Origin of the sequence: Pseudomonas sp. B21-054 (assembly GCF_026016345.1) — a bacterium.
GTDB lineage: Bacteria > Pseudomonadota > Gammaproteobacteria > Pseudomonadales > Pseudomonadaceae > Aquipseudomonas.
The window spans coordinates 4814220-4831659 of the sequence record NZ_CP087204.1 but is presented as its reverse complement, the minus strand read 5'-3'; the positions used below and the strand labels follow the sequence as shown (position 1 = coordinate 4831659).

Here is a 17440-nt window from a genome sequence, read left to right as displayed (position 1 = left end):
GGCGTGCTCGAATATCAGGGCCGGATCGACCATCAGGTGAAGATCCGCGGCTTCCGTATCGAGTTGGGGGAAATCGAAGCGCGGCTGCTGCAACAACCCGAAGTGCGTGAGGTGGCCGTCCTGGCCCAGGACGCGGCGGGTGGCCAGCAACTGGTGGCCTACGTGGTCGCCCCAGCGCTGGACCTGGACGCCACCGAAGCGCTGCGTGCCCTGCGCGATCAACTCAAGGCCGGTCTCAGGGAACACTTGCCCGACTACATGATTCCGGCCCATCTGCTGTTCCTCGACCAACTGCCGCTGACGCCCAACGGCAAGCTCGACCGCAAGGCCTTGCCGGCCCCGGAGACCGGCTTGCTGCAGGCCGGTTATGTCGCGCCGGCCAGTGAACTCGAGCAGCAGGTCGCAGCAATCTGGGCCCAGGTGCTCACGGTGGAACGCGTGGGCCTGAACGACCACTTCTTCGAGCTGGGCGGCCATTCGCTGCTGGCGGTCAATGCCGTCTCGCGTCTGGCCCTCGAATTGGGGCTGAGCCTGACCCCGCAACTGATTTTCCAGCACCCCGTCCTAAGGGACTTTGTCGCGCAACTGGACACCGGGGACGGGCCCATCAACGAACAGAAACTGAACAAGCTGGAAGCCCTGCTTGATGAAATGGAGGAAGTCTGATGGATAAGAGTGTTGCTTTGAGGATTGCCAAGCGCTTTATCACTCTGCCGCTGGACAAACGCCGGCTGTACCTGGAAAAGATGCTCGAAGAGGGCGTCTCGCCGGCCAACCTGCCGATCCCCGAGGTGCGCTCCGGGTTCGAACACATCGCGCTGTCCTATGCCCAGGAACGCCAATGGTTCCTGTGGCAGATGGACCCGCACAGCTTGGCCTATCACATCCCCAGTGCCCTGCGCCTCAAGGGGCCGTTGGACGTGGCCGCCCTGGAGCGCAGCTTCAACGCCCTGGTCGAGCGCCACGAGAGCTTGCGCACCACCTTCATCGAGCATGGCGAGCAGGCCGTGCAGGTCATCCACCCGCACATGCCGCTGCGCATTGCGGTCCAGGCATTACCCGCCGGTTCGCCGGCCAGCCAGGACGACAGCATCAAGGCCTTCGTCGAGGCGCAAAGCGCGCGCCCATTCGATCTGCGCCAAGGGCCGCTGCTGCGGGTTTCACTGTTGAAAATCGCCGAAGACGACCATGTGCTGGCGCTGATCCAGCACCACATCATCTCCGATGGCTGGTCGATGCAGGTGCTGGTGGATGAGCTGGTGCGTCACTACGCCTTCAACACCGCCGCCGACACTGCCGGCCAGCCACTGGAACTCCCGGAACTGACCGTGCAGTACGCCGACTACGCCATCTGGCAGCGCCACTGGCTCGAGGCCGGTGAGCGCGAGCGGCAACTGGCCTATTGGCTCCAGACCCTGGGGGGCGAACAACCGGTTTTAGAGCTGCCCCTCGATCACCCACGCCCACCCGTGCAGAGTTTTCGCGGTGCGCGCCTGGACCTGAACCTACCGCCGGAACTGGGCGCGGCGCTCAAGCAATTGGCCCAGCGTGAAGGGGCCAGCCTGTTCATGGTGCTGCTGGCGTCGTTCCAGGCGTTGCTGCACCGCTACAGTGGCCAGCCGCAGATCCGCGTCGGCGTGCCCGTGGCCAACCGCAACCGGGTCGAGACCGAGGGCCTGATCGGCTTTTTCGTCAACACCCAGGTGCTCAGCGCAGATGTCGATGGGCAGTTGCCGTTCGATCGTTTGCTCCATCAGGTCAAGCAGGCGGCCATGGCCGCCCAGGCTCATCAGGACTTGCCCTTCGAGCAGCTGATCGAAGCCCTGCAACCGGAGCGCAGCCTGAGCCACAGCCCGATCTTCCAGGTCATGTTCAACCACCAGACGGCCGGCGATACCCAGGACCGGCAGTTGCAGCTGCCACAGCTGAGCATCGAGGACCTGGTGTGGGAAGGGCGCACCGCCCAGTTCGACCTGACCCTGGGCACCTATGAAACCGAGCAGGGCGTTGCCGCCGAACTGACCTACGCCACCGACCTCTTCGAGCCGCAGACCATCGAACGCCTGGCCCAGCACTGGCAGAACCTGCTGCAAGGCATTGTCGAGGCGCCGCAACGACGTATCGGTGAGTTGCCGTTGCTCGACGCCGCCCAGCAGCGCCTGACGCAGCAAGACTGGTACCGCGTGGCCGACCACGGTGCCGGAACCAGCTGTGTGCATTGGCGCATCGCCGAACAGGCGCGCCAGACTCCCGACGCGCTGGCGCTCACCATCGATGGACAGACCCTGACCCAAGGGCAACTGGACGCGCGCGCTAACCAGCTCGCCCACCGCTTGATGGCCCTGGGCGTGACGCCTGACCAGCCGGTGGGCATCGCGGTGGAGCGTAGCGTCGAAATGATCGTCGGCCTGCTGGCGATCCTCAAGGCCGGTGGCGCCTACGTGCCCCTGGACCCGGCGTATCCCGAGGATCGCCTGGCCTACATGATCGAGGACAGCGGCATCGAATTGCTGTTGACCCAGGCTCGTTTGCAGGCGCTGCTACCGATTCCGGCCACCCTGCAGACCCTGTTGCTGGACCAGCCCGACGCCGCGCTGCAGGCCGCACCGTGCAGCTGTCCGGTGGTGCCACTGACCGCCGAACACCTGGCCTACGTCATCTACACCTCCGGTTCCACCGGCAAACCCAAGGGCGTGATGGTACGGCATGGTGCGCTGAGCAATTTCGTCGCCAGCATGATCGCCCAGCCGGGGCTTGCGGCCAGCGACCGCATGCTTTCGCTGACGACGTTTTCCTTCGACATTTTCGGCCTGGAAATCTACGGGCCGTTGGCGGCCGGGGCCAGCATTGTGCTGACCGGCCAGAACGTCCAGCAGGATCCACAAGCGGTGCTGGCGCTGATCGAACGCCATGATGTGACCGTGCTGCAAGCCACCCCTTCGAGCTGGCGCATGCTGCTGGACCATGAGCACGCTGCGCTGCTGGCCGGGCGCACGTTCCTGTGTGGTGGCGAGGCGCTGCCCCTGGAGCTGGCGCAACGCATGCTGGCCCTTTCGCCGAAGGTCTGGAACCTCTACGGCCCGACTGAAACCACGATCTGGTCGGCGGTGCACCCCTTGAGCCTGGAGAACAGCCGTCCGTTCCTGGGCAAGCCCCTGGACAACACCGCGCTGTACATCGTTGGCAGCGACCTGACGCTCAACCCACCCGGTGCGCCGGGTGAGCTGTTGATTGGCGGTGAAGGCCTGGCCCGCGGCTATTTCCAACGCCCGGCCCTGACCGCTGAACGCTTCGTGCCCGATCCGTTTTCCAGCACGGGCGAGCGGTTGTACCGCACCGGCGACTTGACCCGTTATCGGGCCGAAGGCGTGGTCGAGTACATCGGTCGTATCGACCATCAAGTGAAGATCCGTGGCTTGCGGATCGAACTGGGGGAAATCGAAGCGGCGTTGCTGGCCCAGGCGAGCGTGCGTGAAACCGTGGTGGTGGCCCATGAAGGCCCGACCGGGGCGCAACTGGTGGGCTATGTGGTGCCGGCCACGGCTGAAGTGCTGGACGCCGAAGCCGAGGCCGCGTTGCGCGCCTCGCTGAAAACCGCGCTCAAGGCGCAGCTGCCCGAGTACATGGTCCCGGCGCACCTGTTGTTCCTGGCGCAACTGCCGCTGACGCCCAACGGCAAGGTCGATCGCAAGGCGTTGCCGGCCCCGGATGCCAGCGAATTGCAACGTACCTACGTAGCGCCTTGCAGCCAGCGCGAGCAGCAAGTGGCGCAGATCTGGCAGGAGGTCCTCAAGCTTGAGCGCGTGGGGCTGCACGACAACTTTTTCGAGTTGGGCGGGCACTCGTTGCTGGTGACCCAAGTGGTTTCGCGGGTCCGTCGGCTGCTGGACATCGAGGTGCCGTTGCGCAGCCTGTTCGAATACAGCACGTTGCAGGATTTTGTCGAAGCCCTCGACGCCGGGTCGGGCCCGCAGCCGCAGGCCATGGTCGCCGTGGCGCGGGACCAGCCGCTGGCGCTGTCGTTTGCCCAGGAACGCCAGTGGTTCCTGTGGAAAATGGACCCGGACAGTGCCGCCTACAACATTCCCACGGCGCTGCGATTGCGCGGCACCTTGGACAAAGTCGCTTTGCGCCGCAGCTTTGAAGCGCTGGTGCAACGGCATGAAAGCTTACGCACCGTGTTCGTGGAGGACGATGGACGCACCTGCCAGGTGATTCGTCCGCAGGGGCACGTCAGCTTCGTCGAACAGCGTCTGAGCGCGGCGGATGAGGTCAGCATTCAGGCGTTCATCGAAGAGCAGACGCAACGCCCGTTCGACCTCTTGAACGATGCGCTGCTGCGCGTGGCATTGCTGGAACTGGGTGAGCAGGACCACGTCCTGGCGCTGACTCTGCACCACATCGTTTCCGACGCCTGGTCGTTGCAGGTGATGGTCGATGACCTGATGAGCCTGTATTCGGCGTTCACCCAGGGGCTGCCCGCGCAGTTACCCGTGCTGGAAATACAGTACGCCGACTATGCCGTCTGGCAGCGCCAATGGATGGCCGCCGGCGAACAGGATCGGCAACTGGCCTACTGGACCGCGCAACTGGGCAGCGAGCAACCCTTGCTGGAACTGCCCACCGACCATCCGCGCCCGGCCCAGCAAAGCCTGCGCGGCGCGCGGCTGCCGATTGTGCTGGATCCTGCGTTGAGCGATGCCCTCAAGGCCCTGGCCCGGCGGGAAAACGTCACGCTGTTCGTGTTGTTGCTCGGTTCTTTCCAGGCATTGCTGCACCGCTACAGCGGCCAGGCCGACATCCGTGTCGGGGTGCCGATTGCCAACCGCCAGCGCCTGGAAACCGAGCGCTTGATTGGTTTCTTCGTCAATACCCAGGTGCTGCGCGCCGAGTTCCACAGCGATCTGACCGGTGCCGATTTGCTGCAACAGCTCAAGCAGACGGCCATGGCGGCGCAGATGCACCAGGACCTGCCGTTCGAGCAATTGGTCGATGCCTTGCAGCCGCAGCGTAACTTGAGCCACAGCCCGTTGTTCCAGGCCATGTTCAACCACCGCAACGAAACCGCCTCGGTCTTTGAAGACGCATTGCCGGGCCTGGCGGTCGAACCCCTTGGCTGGGCGCAGCGCACCGCGCAGTTCGACCTGAGCCTGGAGACCACCGACAGCCCGCAGGGCCTGCACGCCGCGCTGATCTACGCGACGGACCTGTTCGAACCGGCCACCCTCGAGCGCATGGGCCAGCATTGGCTCAACCTGTTGCACGGCTTGGTGCAGGACCTGCATCGCCCGGTTGCGCAGTGGGCGTTACTGGATGCTGACGAGCGTCGGCGCCTGCTCGTCGACTGGAATGCGACGGCGGTTGCGTACCCCCTCGATCGCAGTGTCCAGGGGTTGATCGAAGAACAGGTACGCAAGACGCCGGATGCCCCGGCGCTGGTATTCGGCGAGCAACGCCTGAGCTACGGCGAGCTCAACGCCCGGGCCAACCGCCTGGCTCACACCCTGATCGAGCATGGCGTCGGCCCGGATGTGCTGGTGGGCATCGCCGTGGAACGTTCGGTGGAAATGGTCCTGGGGCTGTTGGCGATTCTCAAGGCCGGCGGTGCCTATGTGCCGCTGGACCCGGAATACCCACGGGATCGCCTGGCCTACATGTTCGAAGACAGCGGCATCGGTTTGCTGCTGACCCAGCAGCATTTGCTCGATCAATTGCCGATTCCGCAGGGGATCGACAGCCTGGTGCTGGACCTACCTGATGGCGGGGTGTACGCAGGTCGCGACACGAATCCAGACGTCGTGGTCGACGGCGAGAACCTCGCCTATGTGATCTACACCTCCGGTTCCACCGGCAAGCCCAAGGGCGCGGGCAACCGGCATTCGGCGCTGGTCAACCGCCTGTGCTGGATGCAGCAGGCCTATGGGCTCGATGCCTGCGACAGTGTGCTGCAAAAAACGCCGTTCAGTTTCGACGTGTCGGTGTGGGAGTTCTTCTGGCCGCTGCTGACCGGCGCGACGCTGGTGGTGGCTGCGCCAGGGGCTCATCGTGACCCGGCGCAACTGATCGGGCTGATCACGGCGCAGCGCATCACGACGCTGCACTTTGTGCCATCGATGTTGCAGGCGTTTGTGCAAGACCCCCACGTAGCCGAATGCACCAGCCTCAAACGCATCGTTTGCAGCGGTGAAGCCCTGCCGGTGGATGCGCAACAGCAGGTGTTCGCCAAACTGCCGAACGCCGGCCTGTATAACCTCTATGGCCCGACCGAGGCGGCCATCGACGTGACCTACTGGACCTGTGTCGACGAAGGTCGCGACAGCGTGCCGATTGGCCAGCCGATCGCCAACCTGGGCACCTACATCCTGGATGATGAGCTTTCGCCAGTGCCGGTGGGCGTGATCGGCGAGCTGTACCTGGCGGGCGAGGGACTGGCCCGTGGTTACCACCGCCGCGCCGCGCTGACGGCCGAGCGGTTCGTGACCGGTCCCTTTGGCCACGGCCAGCGGCTGTACCGCACCGGCGACCTGGCGCGCTACCGCACCGACGGTGTGATCGAATATGCCGGGCGCATGGACCACCAGGTGAAAATCCGTGGCCTGCGCATCGAACTGGGGGAAATCGAAGCGCGCCTGGCCGAGCACGATGACGTGCTCGAAACCGTGGTGATTGCCCAGGGCGGTAGCCTGTTGGTGGCCTACGTGGTGCCGACACACGCTGAATTACTGAGCGCCGAAGAGGCCGTGCGCCAGGCGCTGCAAGGCCGGCTCAAGGCGTATTTGAGCCAGTCCTTGCCCGACTACATGGTGCCGCAGCACTGGTTGTGGCTGGAAAAAATGCCGGTCAGCCCCAACGGCAAACTGGAGCGCAAGGCGCTGCCCCCAGCCGATCTCAGCACCAGCCCCAAGGCTTACGTCGCAGCGCATACCGCCATGGAGCGGGCGCTGGCCGGTATCTGGCAAAGCGTGCTCGGGCAAGCGCAAGTGGGTGTCAGCGACAACTTCTTCGAGCTGGGGGGCGATTCGATCATCTCCATCCAGGTGGTCAGCCGGGCCCGTCAGGCCGGGATCCATTTCAGCCCCAAGGATTTGTTCGTCCACCAGACCATCCAAGGCCTCGCCAGTGTGGCGACCCTGGATGACAGCCGCCCAGGCATCGACCAGGGCCCGGTGACGGGGAACGCGGTGTTGCTGCCGTTCCAGCAGTTGTTTTTCGAACACGACATGGCCGAGCCTCATCACTGGAACCAGTCGGTGCTGCTCAAGGGCTTGCGGCCGATCCACGGTGGGTATCTGGAGCAGGCGCTCCAGGCCTTGGTGGTCCACCACGATGCCTTGCGCCTGGCCTTCAAGCGCGAAAATGGCAGCTGGACCGCGCACCATCAAACCCTCGCCGAGCAGCAGGCGGTTTGGCAACGTTCTCCACTGTTGTGGACCGCCGAAGTGGCCGATGCCCCGGCGCTCGAACGCTTGGCCGAACAAGCCCAGCGCAGCCTGGCGCTGGAAAGCGGCGAGCTGCTGCGTGGGGTATTGGCTAATCTCGCCGACGGCAGTCAACGGCTGTTGCTGGTGATTCATCACTTGGTGGTGGACGGGGTGTCCTGGCGCATTCTGCTGGAAGACCTGCAACAGGCTTACCAGCAGTTGCAAGCCGGCCAGGCCCTGGAACTGCCGGCCAAGACCAGTGCCACCCAGGCCTGGGCGCAACGCTTGAAGCTGCATGCCGACAGTGCGGCGTTGCAGGCGCAGATGACTTATTGGCAAGCGCAACTGGCGGGCGCTCGTCACGATCTGCCTTGCGACCGACCTCACGGCGAATTGCGCAGGTGCGATGGGGTGCAGGTTCAGACGCGACTGGACAAAGAGCAGACCCGCCGGCTCTTGCAGCAAGCGCCAGCGGCCTATCGGACCCAGGTCAACGATCTGCTGTTGACCGCCCTGGCCCGGGTCATCGGTCGATGGACCACCGATGGCTCGACCTTGATTCAACTGGAAGGCCATGGCCGTGAGGCGCTGTTCGATGATGTGGACCTGAGCCGCAGCGTCGGCTGGTTCACCAGTCTGTTCCCGGTGCGGTTGACACCGGCAGCGACCGTTGGGGAGTCGATCAAGGCCATCAAGGAGCAATTGCGGGCGATACCCGACAAAGGCCTCGGATTCGGTGTATTGCGCTACTTGGGCGACGAGCAGACGCGGCGCACCCTCCAAGCGCTGCCGAAGCCGCGGATCACCTTCAACTACCTGGGCCAGTTCGACAGCGGTTTTGCCGAGGAGGCCGACGGGCTGTTCAGCCCGGCCAGTGAAGCGGCAGGCGAGCCACAGAGCCCCCTGGCGCCGCTGGACAACTGGTTGACGCTCAACGGCAGTGTCTACGCGGGCGAGCTGAGCATCGACTGGACATTCAGCGCACAGATGTTCGACGCCTCGACGATCCAGGCGCTGGCCGTGGACTACGGTCAAGAGTTGCAAGCGCTGATCGAGCACTGCTGCCAGGCGCAGCACCAGGGCTTCACACCGTCGGACTTCCCCCTGGCCGGGTTGACCCAGGCGCAACTGGACGCCTTGGTGCTGGCGCCGCGACAGGTCGAGGATATCTATCCGTTGTCGCCCATGCAGCAGGGCATGTTGTTCCACACGTTGCTTGAGCAACAGGCCGGCAACTACATCAATCAGTTGCGGGTGGATGTCGAAGGCTTGGACGTCGAGCGCTTCCGCCAGGCCTGGCAGGCGGCCATGGACGCCCATGAGGTGCTGCGCAGCAGTTTTGTCTGGGAAGGCGAATTCAAGCGTGCCTTGCAGGTGGTGCACAAACGCTTGGACGTTGCGTTTGTGTCCCATGACTGGCGCGCCAGGACGGACCTGGACCAAGACCTTGAAACCCTTGCGTCGGCACAGCGCCAGGGCTTTGCACTGGATGCGGCGCCGTTGCTGCGGCTGGTGGTGGCGCGCGTGGCAGAGGACCGCTATCACTTGATCTACACCAGCCATCACATCCTGATGGATGGCTGGAGCAACTCGCAGTTGCTCGGCGAAGTGCTGCAACGCTACAGCGGCCAAGTCCTGGCCCGGCCATCCGGACGCTACCGCGACTACATCGAGTGGCTGTCGGCTCAAGACCCACGGGCCAACGAGCAATTCTGGCAGGCGCAACTGGCCGAACTGGACGAGCCGACGCTGCTGGCGGGGGCTTTTGCCCGGGACAACCGCACCGATGCCCGCCATGGCCACGGCGAACACGAGCAGTTGCTCGATGCCCAAACCACGGCGCGGCTGCAGCGCTTTGCCCGTGAGCAGAAAGTCACGGTCAACACGCTGGTGCAAGCGGCCTGGCAGTTGTTGCTGCAACGCTGTACCGGACACGCCGCCGTTGCCTTCGGCGCCACCGTGGCCGGACGTCCGGCACAGATTCCCGGTGTGGAGCAGCAGATCGGTCTGTTCATCAACACCTTGCCGGTCATCGGCCGGCCACGGGCCGAGCAGAGCGTCGGCCAATGGTTGCAGGAGGTTCAGGGGCGCAACCTGAGCCTGCGCGAGCACGAACACACGCCGCTGTTCGATATCCAGCGCTGGGCCGGGCAGGGCGGTGCGGCGCTGTTCGACACGCTGCTGGTGTTCGAGAACTACCCGGTTGCCCAGGCGTTGCAAGAGGGGGCGCCGGCCACGTTGCGCTTCGGCGAGGTGGCCAATCACGAACAAACCAACTACCCGCTGACCCTGGCAGTGAACTTGGGGGAAACGCTGTCGTTGCTCTTGAGTTACAGCCACGACAGCTTCACGCCGGCCGACGTGAGCCGTATCGGCGGGCACCTGCGCCATCTGCTGGAGCAACTGCCCCTGGGCGGCGAGCGCTCGGTCGGGCAATTGTCATTGCTCGATGCCGAACAGCAACAGGTCCAGCAGGGTTGGAACGCTACCGCGATGGATTACCCCCTCGATGGCAGTGTGCATCGACTGATTGAAGCGCAAGTGGATAAAACCCCCGACGCCTGTGCCCTGGTTTTTGCGTCCCAGCGGCTGAGCTATGCCGACCTCAATGCCCAGGCCAACCGCCTGGCCCATGTGCTGATCGAGCACGGGGTCGGCCCGGATGTGCTGGTGGGCATCGCCGTGGAGCGCTCGGTGGAAATGGTGGTCGGCCTGTTGGCGATCCTCAAGGCGGGCGGCGCCTACGTGCCGCTGGACCCGGAGTATCCCCAGGATCGCCTGGCCTATATGTTCGACGACAGCGGCATTGGCTTGCTGCTGACCCAACATCATTTGCTGGAACGCTTGCCGGTGCCGTCGGGCCTGCGCAGCCTGGTGCTGGATCAGCCCGGCGACTGGCTGGCCGGCCGCAGCGACAGCAATCCAGCGGTCGCGGTCGATGGCGAAAACCTCGCCTACGTCATCTACACGTCGGGCTCCACCGGCAAACCCAAGGGCGCGGGTAACCGTCATTCGGCGCTGCTCAATCGGTTGTTCTGGATGCAGGACGCCTATGGGCTGGCGGCGAGCGACCGTGTGCTGCAAAAAACGCCGTTCAGTTTCGACGTGTCGGTCTGGGAGTTCTTCTGGCCATTGCTGACCGGTTCGACCCTGGTCATGGCGCCGCCCGGCGCCCACCGCGACCCGGCGCAGATGATCGAGCTGATCAGCGCGCAGCAGATCAGCACCTTGCACTTCGTCCCATCGATGTTGCAGGTGTTCATGCAAGACCCGGCGGTGGGGCGTTGCCAGAGCCTGAAACGGATCATTTGCAGTGGCGAAGCCTTGCCGGTGGATGCCCAATTGCAGGTGTTCGCCAAACTGCCCGCTGCCGGCCTGTACAACTTGTACGGCCCCACCGAAGCGGCCATCGACGTGACGCACTGGACCTGTGTCGACGAAGGCCGGGACGCGGTGCCGATTGGCCAGCCGATCGCCAACCTGAGCACGTTTATCCTCGACCCGGACCTGTCGCCGTTGCCGGTGGGGGTCACCGGCGAGCTGTACCTGGGAGGCGAAGGCCTGGCGCGGGGTTACCACCGTCGCCCGGCGTTGACCGCCGAGCGCTTTGTCACCAGCCCGTTCGGTGACGGCGCGCGCCTGTACCGTACCGGTGACCTGGCGCGCTACCGGGCCGACGGAGTGATCGAGTACGCCGGGCGCCTGGATCATCAAGTGAAGATCCGTGGCCTGCGCATTGAACTGGGCGAGATCGAGGCGCGCCTGGCCGAACATGCCGAGGTCCGCGACAGTGTCGTGATCGCCCAGGACGGCACGTTGCTGGTGGGCTATGTGGTGCCGCAATCCTCGGCGCTGTTGAATGCCGAGGCCAGTATCGGCCTTGCCTTCGAGCAGGCCTTGAAGACCCACCTGGGCCAGCACCTGCCGGACTACATGGTCCCGCAGCATTGGGTATGGCTTGAGCGCATGCCGGTGAGCCCGAACGGCAAACTGGAGCGCAAGGCGCTGCCCCGCTTCGACGCCAACCAGTCGCAGCAAGGCTTCGTGCCGCCCGAGGGTGAGCTGGAGCAACGGATTGCCTGCATCTGGCAAGAAGTACTGGAGGTGGAGCAGGTCGGGCGCAACGATCATTTCTTCGAACGCGGCGGCCATTCGTTGCTGGCCACCCAGGCGGTTTCACGGCTGCTCAAGCTGACGGACTATCCGCTGAGCCTGCGGGACCTGTTCAATCATCCGCAGCTCAAGGCACTGGCGGCCCTGATGGGCGCCAGCATCGACGGGCAGGCGCCGCGGGCGGGCGACTCCCGCGGGGTCCGGCTCAAGGCCCATGGGCCGCGACGTTCGGCACCGTTGTCGTTGGTGCAGCGGCGCCTGTGGATCGCCGAACAATTGTCTGGCGGCACCTCGGCCTATGGCATGCCGTTGGCGTTGCGCTTGTCTGGCGAGTTGTCGGTGGAACATCTGTTGAGCAGCTTCGCCGAAGTGGTCCGCCGCCATGACGTGCTGCGCACGGCGTATACCCAGGACGACGAAGGCGATCCGCTGGCGCTGATTGCCGATGAGATCGAGGGGGACTTCCCGGTGATCGATTTGTCGGGCCTTTCGCCCAGTGCCCAGCAAGAACAGGTGGCCCGGGCGACGCTGGAAAACGCGCGCACGCCGATTGACCTGCAACAGGCTCCGCTGTGGCGCGGGCGAATCTTGCACCTGGGACCGACCGAGCATGTGTTGTTGTATGCCATGCACCACATCATCTCCGATGGTTGGTCGATGGGGCTGTTGATCAACGAGCTGGTGCAAGTCTACGAAGCGTCCCTCAACGGCCAACCGATGCCGCTGCCGCCCCTGGACGTTCAGTACTACGACTTCGCGTTGTGGCAGCAGGCGCTGGAAGACCAGGGCGTGCTGGCGCGTCAGGCCGACTACTGGAAACACCGGCTCAGCGGCTATGACGGTTGCCTGAGCCTGCCACTGGAAAACCCTCGGGGGCAGACGGCGTCCTATGACGGCGATGCGTTGCAGTTCCACCTTTCCCCCGGATTGACGGCGGCATTGCGGCGCTTGTCCAGCGAGGTCGGTGTCACGCTGTACAGCACGCTGCTGGCGTCGTTCCAGGTGTTGTTGCACCGGGTCTGCGCCGCGCAAGACGTCGTGGTGGGCGCCGACGTGGCCGGCCGTGAACAGCCTGAGCTTGAACGCCTGATCGGTTTCTTCGTCAACGTGCTGCCCCTGCGTTCGCGCTTTGACGCCGAACTCACGTTTTCGGCTTTCCTGGCACACACCCAGGACAACCTGCTCGGTGCGCTGGAGCACCAGGACCTGCCGTTTGACCAGATTGTCGAGGTGTCGGGCGTGCCGCGACACAAGGGGATGAACCCGTTGCTCCAAGTGTTGTTCGTGATGAACAACGTACCGGTGCGCAGCCGAACCGTGGCCGGATTGAACGTGGAGGCCCTGCCGGCCCTTGAGACCCATTCTAAATTCGACATGGCGTTGTTCGTTGACGAAGAAGAAGGGCAACTGCGTGGTAATTGGCAGTTCGCCACAACCTTGTTCGGACATGAGCGCATTCAGCACCTGATTCAGGCCTGGACAGCCCTGTTGGAACAGATCGTCGCTGATCAGGACATTCAATTGGGAGCTATCCGCATGCCAGTCGACAACTTGGCGGCAGCCGCCAGGCCTGCCACCGTCCCGGGGCCCAAGGCCGATAAGCTGGGCAAGTTTCTCAAGCGTTCCGCGACACCCGTCGCCAGGCCCCGTCCAACCCGGGTGCGCGAATCACTGGTGGCGGCGCCGCAACGATTCCCGCTGATGCTGGAGCCGGGCGAGCCCCATCTGGATGTCATCGAGTGGATCCAGCAGAACCGGCCGTTCATCGAACAGAAGCTGGCCGAACATGCGGGCATCCTGTTTCGCGGTTTCGAGCTGGACGGCATCCAGGGCTTTGAAGCGTTCGCCGAAGCGATCCAGCCGGGCCTTTATGGTCAGTACGGCGACCTGCCCAAGAAGGAGGGGGGCAAGAACACCTACCGCTCCACGCCGTACCCCGAGCGCAAGATGATCCTGTTCCACAACGAGAGCTCCCATCAGGACCGCTGGCCGCGCAAGCAGATGTTCTATTGCGAGCAAGCCGCGCCCGTGGGCGGTGCCACCCCAGTGGTGGATTGCCGCCTGATGTATGAAAAGCTGCCGGCGGACCTTCGCGAAAAGTTCGAGGACAAAGGCCTGCTCTACGTGCGCACCTTCACCGACAAACTCGATGTGTCGTGGCAGCACTTCTTCAAGACTGAAGATCGCCGCGAAGTCGAAGCCCGTTGCCGAGCGGGTGGCATCCAGTGGCGTTGGCTCGATAACGACGAGTTGCAAACCCGCACGCCGGGCCCGGCGATCATCACCCACCCGATCACTGGCGAGAAGTCGTTCTTCAACCAGGTGCAGTTGCATCACATCTACTGGCTGGAGCCGGACGTACGGGAAGACCTGTTGTCGATGTTCGGCCTCGAACGCATGCCACGGCAGGTGTACTACGGCGACGGCACACCGATCGAAGACGAGGTGATGGCGCGTATCGGTGAGTTGTACGAAGCCTGTGCGGTGCGTTTCGACTGGCACAAAGGCGACGTGATCCTGCTGGACAACATGTTGGTGGCCCACGCCCGCGATCCGTTCGAGGGGCCCCGCAAGATCGTGGTGGCCATGGGCGATATGTACGACCACAGCAGTCTTGAGCACCGGCCTGTCGCCGGGCAAACCACCCAGGACGCACTCAACACCGAGGAAAGCGGAGCATGAACGAGGTTACGATGGACGCGTACGATTCGGGTTTCGCCCTGACGCCCGAGCAACAAACCGTGCTTGAGCAACTGTCGACCACGGCGACCTGTGGCGACGCCTTGCGCTGGTTGAACGTGGTCATTGACGGCGATCTCGATCCGCAGCGCTTGCAGGTGGCGTTCGATACGCTACTGGCGCAGCAGCCGATGCTGCTGGCGCAACTGGGCAAAGTCGCCGGGTTCCACGGTTCGCGTCAGGCCGCCGCCGGTGCCGGGCGCTTCCCATTGACGGTGCGGGGGGGTGAGCAAGGGGCCGAGGAGGTCCAGGCGCAGATCAACGAATCGATGGGCCGCGCGTTTGTGGCCGGCGAATCGGCAAGCGTCCAGGCCGTGCTGTATCGCCTCGGGCCCCAGCAATGGCAACTGCTGCTGGGCATCGCCCGCTACAGTGCCGATGGGCAATCGCTGAATCTGCTGCTTGAGCAAGTACAGCAGGCGTACGCCGGGGTTCTGGCATCGGAAGACGAAGCGCCGGGCGAATTTGCCCAGTACCTGGAATGGCGCAGTGAAGTGGTGCTGGATGAAGATGCCGCCAGCGCGCGCACCTACTGGCAGCAACACCTGCAAGACCAGCAGACGGACATCGCCACGCCATGGCTGGCGGCACGCAGCGCCAGCCGTGAAACCAGTGCCGCCGACACGCGCTTATCCTTGACGCTGCAACCTGCCCAGCGTGAGGCTTTGCAACGTCTGGCCGCGCAACTCGGGCAGCCGCTTGCCACGCTGCTGCAAGGCGCCTGGTGGGTGTTGCTGGGCCGTTTGAGCGGGCGTGAGCAGGCGCTGGTCGGTGTGCGCCATGACAGCCGCAGCGACTACGAATATTTCGCCAGTGCCGTGGGCGTGTTCGAGAAAACCTTGCCGCTGTGCGTTCCGTTGCCCGCCACCCAGTCGTTCGATGAGTGGCTGGTGGCGCTGGCGGCTCGCCTCGAAGAACACCGCACCTGGCAGGAATACTGGACGCCGGAACTCAGCCCTGACGCGGCGCGCCCGGTCTACGGTTTTACGGTTGCCCAGACGAGTCGTGCCCAGGACAGCAGCGGTCTGCACTGGGCGCCGGTGTCGGTGCCTGTGCGGGCCGATGGGTTCGAGTGGCTGTTGCAGGTGCAATTGAACGGTGCCGAGCAGCTTGCCGGGATCGATCTGTATTACGCCAGCGCGCTGTATTCGCCAGTCTCGGCCAGTGCCGTGCTGGAACAGTACGGCGTGCTGCTGACTTCGATCCTTGCGGCCGGGCACACCCCATTGGCGCAGCTCAACCTGTTGAGTCACGCCGAAGAACAGCGCTTGCGAGCGATCAACCCGCCGATGCAGGCCTTGGTCGATGGCCGCTATCTGCCCCGGCGCATTGCCGATTGGGCGAGTCATGCGCCGGATGCCATCGCCCTGACTGATGCCCACCAGCAGTTGAGCTATGACCAGTTGCAAACCCGGGTCGACAGCTTGGCCCAGGGCTTCAAGCAGCAAGGCCTGGGCGACGGTTCGATTGTCGCGCTGGCGTTGCCGCGCTCGGCGGAGCTGGTGATTGCAATGCTGGCGAGCTGGCGCGTGGGGGCGGCGTATCTGCCCCTTGATGTGCAATGGCCCCAGGCGCGCCAGGCATTGATGCTGGAACAGGCCGGCGCGGCTATGTTGCTGACCGATGCGGCGCATCTGCCGGTGTGGCAGGATCAGCCATACAAGGCGCTGACCGTGGCGGGGCTGAGCCAGTCGGCGGGGGCATTGCCGGACCTGGTCACTCAGGGCAACGATATTGCCTATGTGTTGTTTACGTCTGGCTCCACCGGTGTGCCCAAGGGCGTGGTGGTCGAGCATCGGCAATTGCTCAACTACACCGCCCAGGCCAGCCAGGCCCTGGGACTTGAGCAGTGCAAGGACGTCGGGTTCACGTCCACCGTGGCGGCGGACCTGGGCAACACGACGTTGTTTGGCGCGTTGTTCAATGGCGCGACCCTGCATGTGGCCAGCGATGAGCAAATGCAGGACGGCGCGTTGTTTGCCGAGTACCTGCAACAGCATCGGATCGACTGCCTGAAAATCGTGCCATCGCACCTCGCGGCGCTGCTCGACAGTGAGCACACGACCCTGCCGCGTACGCTGGTACTGGGTGGCGAGCCGATTCCGCCGCCGCTGATCGAGCGCATCGCCCGGTTGCGCAGCGATTGCCGGGTGTTCAACCACTACGGCCCGACCGAAACCACGGTCGGGGTGATGATCCATCCCTTGGCCCTGGACGGCGCTGCCGACGAGTGTGCGGCGCTGACGCAAGTGCTGGGCAACAACCAGGTTTATGTGCTGGACGCCGATCTGCGCTTGGCGCCGGTGGGTGTGTTGGGCGAGGTGTACCTGGGCGGTGCGCAGGTGTGCCGGGGTTATCTGAATGCCGAGGCTGATGAGCAAGCGTTCATCCAGAGCCCATTCGATCCGGCCCAACGCTTGTATCGCAGCGGCGACCTGGCGCGTTACCGCGCGGACGGGGCGATCCAGTTGCACGGTCGGCGTGATCAGCAGGTCAAGGTGCGCGGGTTCCGGATTGAACTGGCGGAGATCGAGGCCGAGCTGCTGCGCGTGCCGCAGGTGGCCGAAGCGCTGGTGCTGCCGGCCCTGTCGGCCGAGCAAGGACTGTTGGCCTTTGTCGTGGCGCAGCAGGGCAGGTCGACGGGCTTGCTGGACGCCGTCCGTGCTGAGCTGAGCGCTCGGCTGCCCAGCGTGATGCTGCCGCAGCACCTGCAACTGATCGAACGGTTCCCGCGGCTGGCCAACGGCAAGGTCGATCGCAAGGCGTTGCAACAGTGGGTGGGTGCGGCGATGGCGGACGAAGACGCTGCCCCGCGCGATGCACTGGAGCAATTGCTCGCCGCGCGCATGGCGCAGTTACTGGGACTTGAACGATTGGGCATCGACCGCGACTTCTTCGCCGCCGGTGGTCATTCGTTGCTGGTGATCAAACTGGTGGCCGGTATTCGCAAGTTGTTGCAGTGCGACATTCATCCGGGACTGGTCTTCGATCATCCGACTGTGGCGTCGTTGGCCCTGGCCTTGCGAGCAGTGGAAAGCAGTCCGGGGCAGTTGGAGAAAATCGCCCAGGTGCGCCTGCGCATGGAAGCGATGAGCCCCGAGGAAAAGGCCCTCCTGACCGAACAGGCGCGGCAGATGCAAGCCGCCAGGGCGGCGCCGCTGGGCTGA

3 protein-coding genes (1 of these 3 running past the window's edge) are annotated in these 17440 nt (G+C 64.4%); all 3 read left to right on the top strand.

The genetic code is table 11. The features are described from left to right. Tightly spaced (each overlapping or abutting the next), the 3 genes in view from LOY70_RS20760 to LOY70_RS20750 form a layout consistent with a single transcriptional unit that may run on beyond the window. Positions 1-666: the end of a non-ribosomal peptide synthetase gene (locus LOY70_RS20760; RefSeq protein ID WP_265029158.1), read on the top strand. The gene continues 11904 nt to the left of window position 1, outside the view; only the last 666 of its 12570 coding nucleotides appear in the window; the start codon falls outside the window, past its left edge; it ends in the stop codon at positions 664-666. After that, positions 666-14216 (top strand): non-ribosomal peptide synthase/polyketide synthase, encoded by a 13551-nt coding sequence (locus LOY70_RS20755; protein WP_265029157.1) that lies wholly within the window; start codon positions 666-668, stop codon positions 14214-14216. The genes LOY70_RS20760 and LOY70_RS20755 overlap by 1 nt, the downstream gene beginning before the upstream one ends. Continuing rightward, positions 14213-17440 carry a non-ribosomal peptide synthetase gene (locus LOY70_RS20750; protein ID WP_265029156.1) on the top strand — a complete coding sequence of 1076 codons (3228 nt, stop codon included), beginning with the start codon at positions 14213-14215 and terminating at the stop codon, positions 17438-17440. The genes LOY70_RS20755 and LOY70_RS20750 overlap by 4 nt, the downstream gene beginning before the upstream one ends.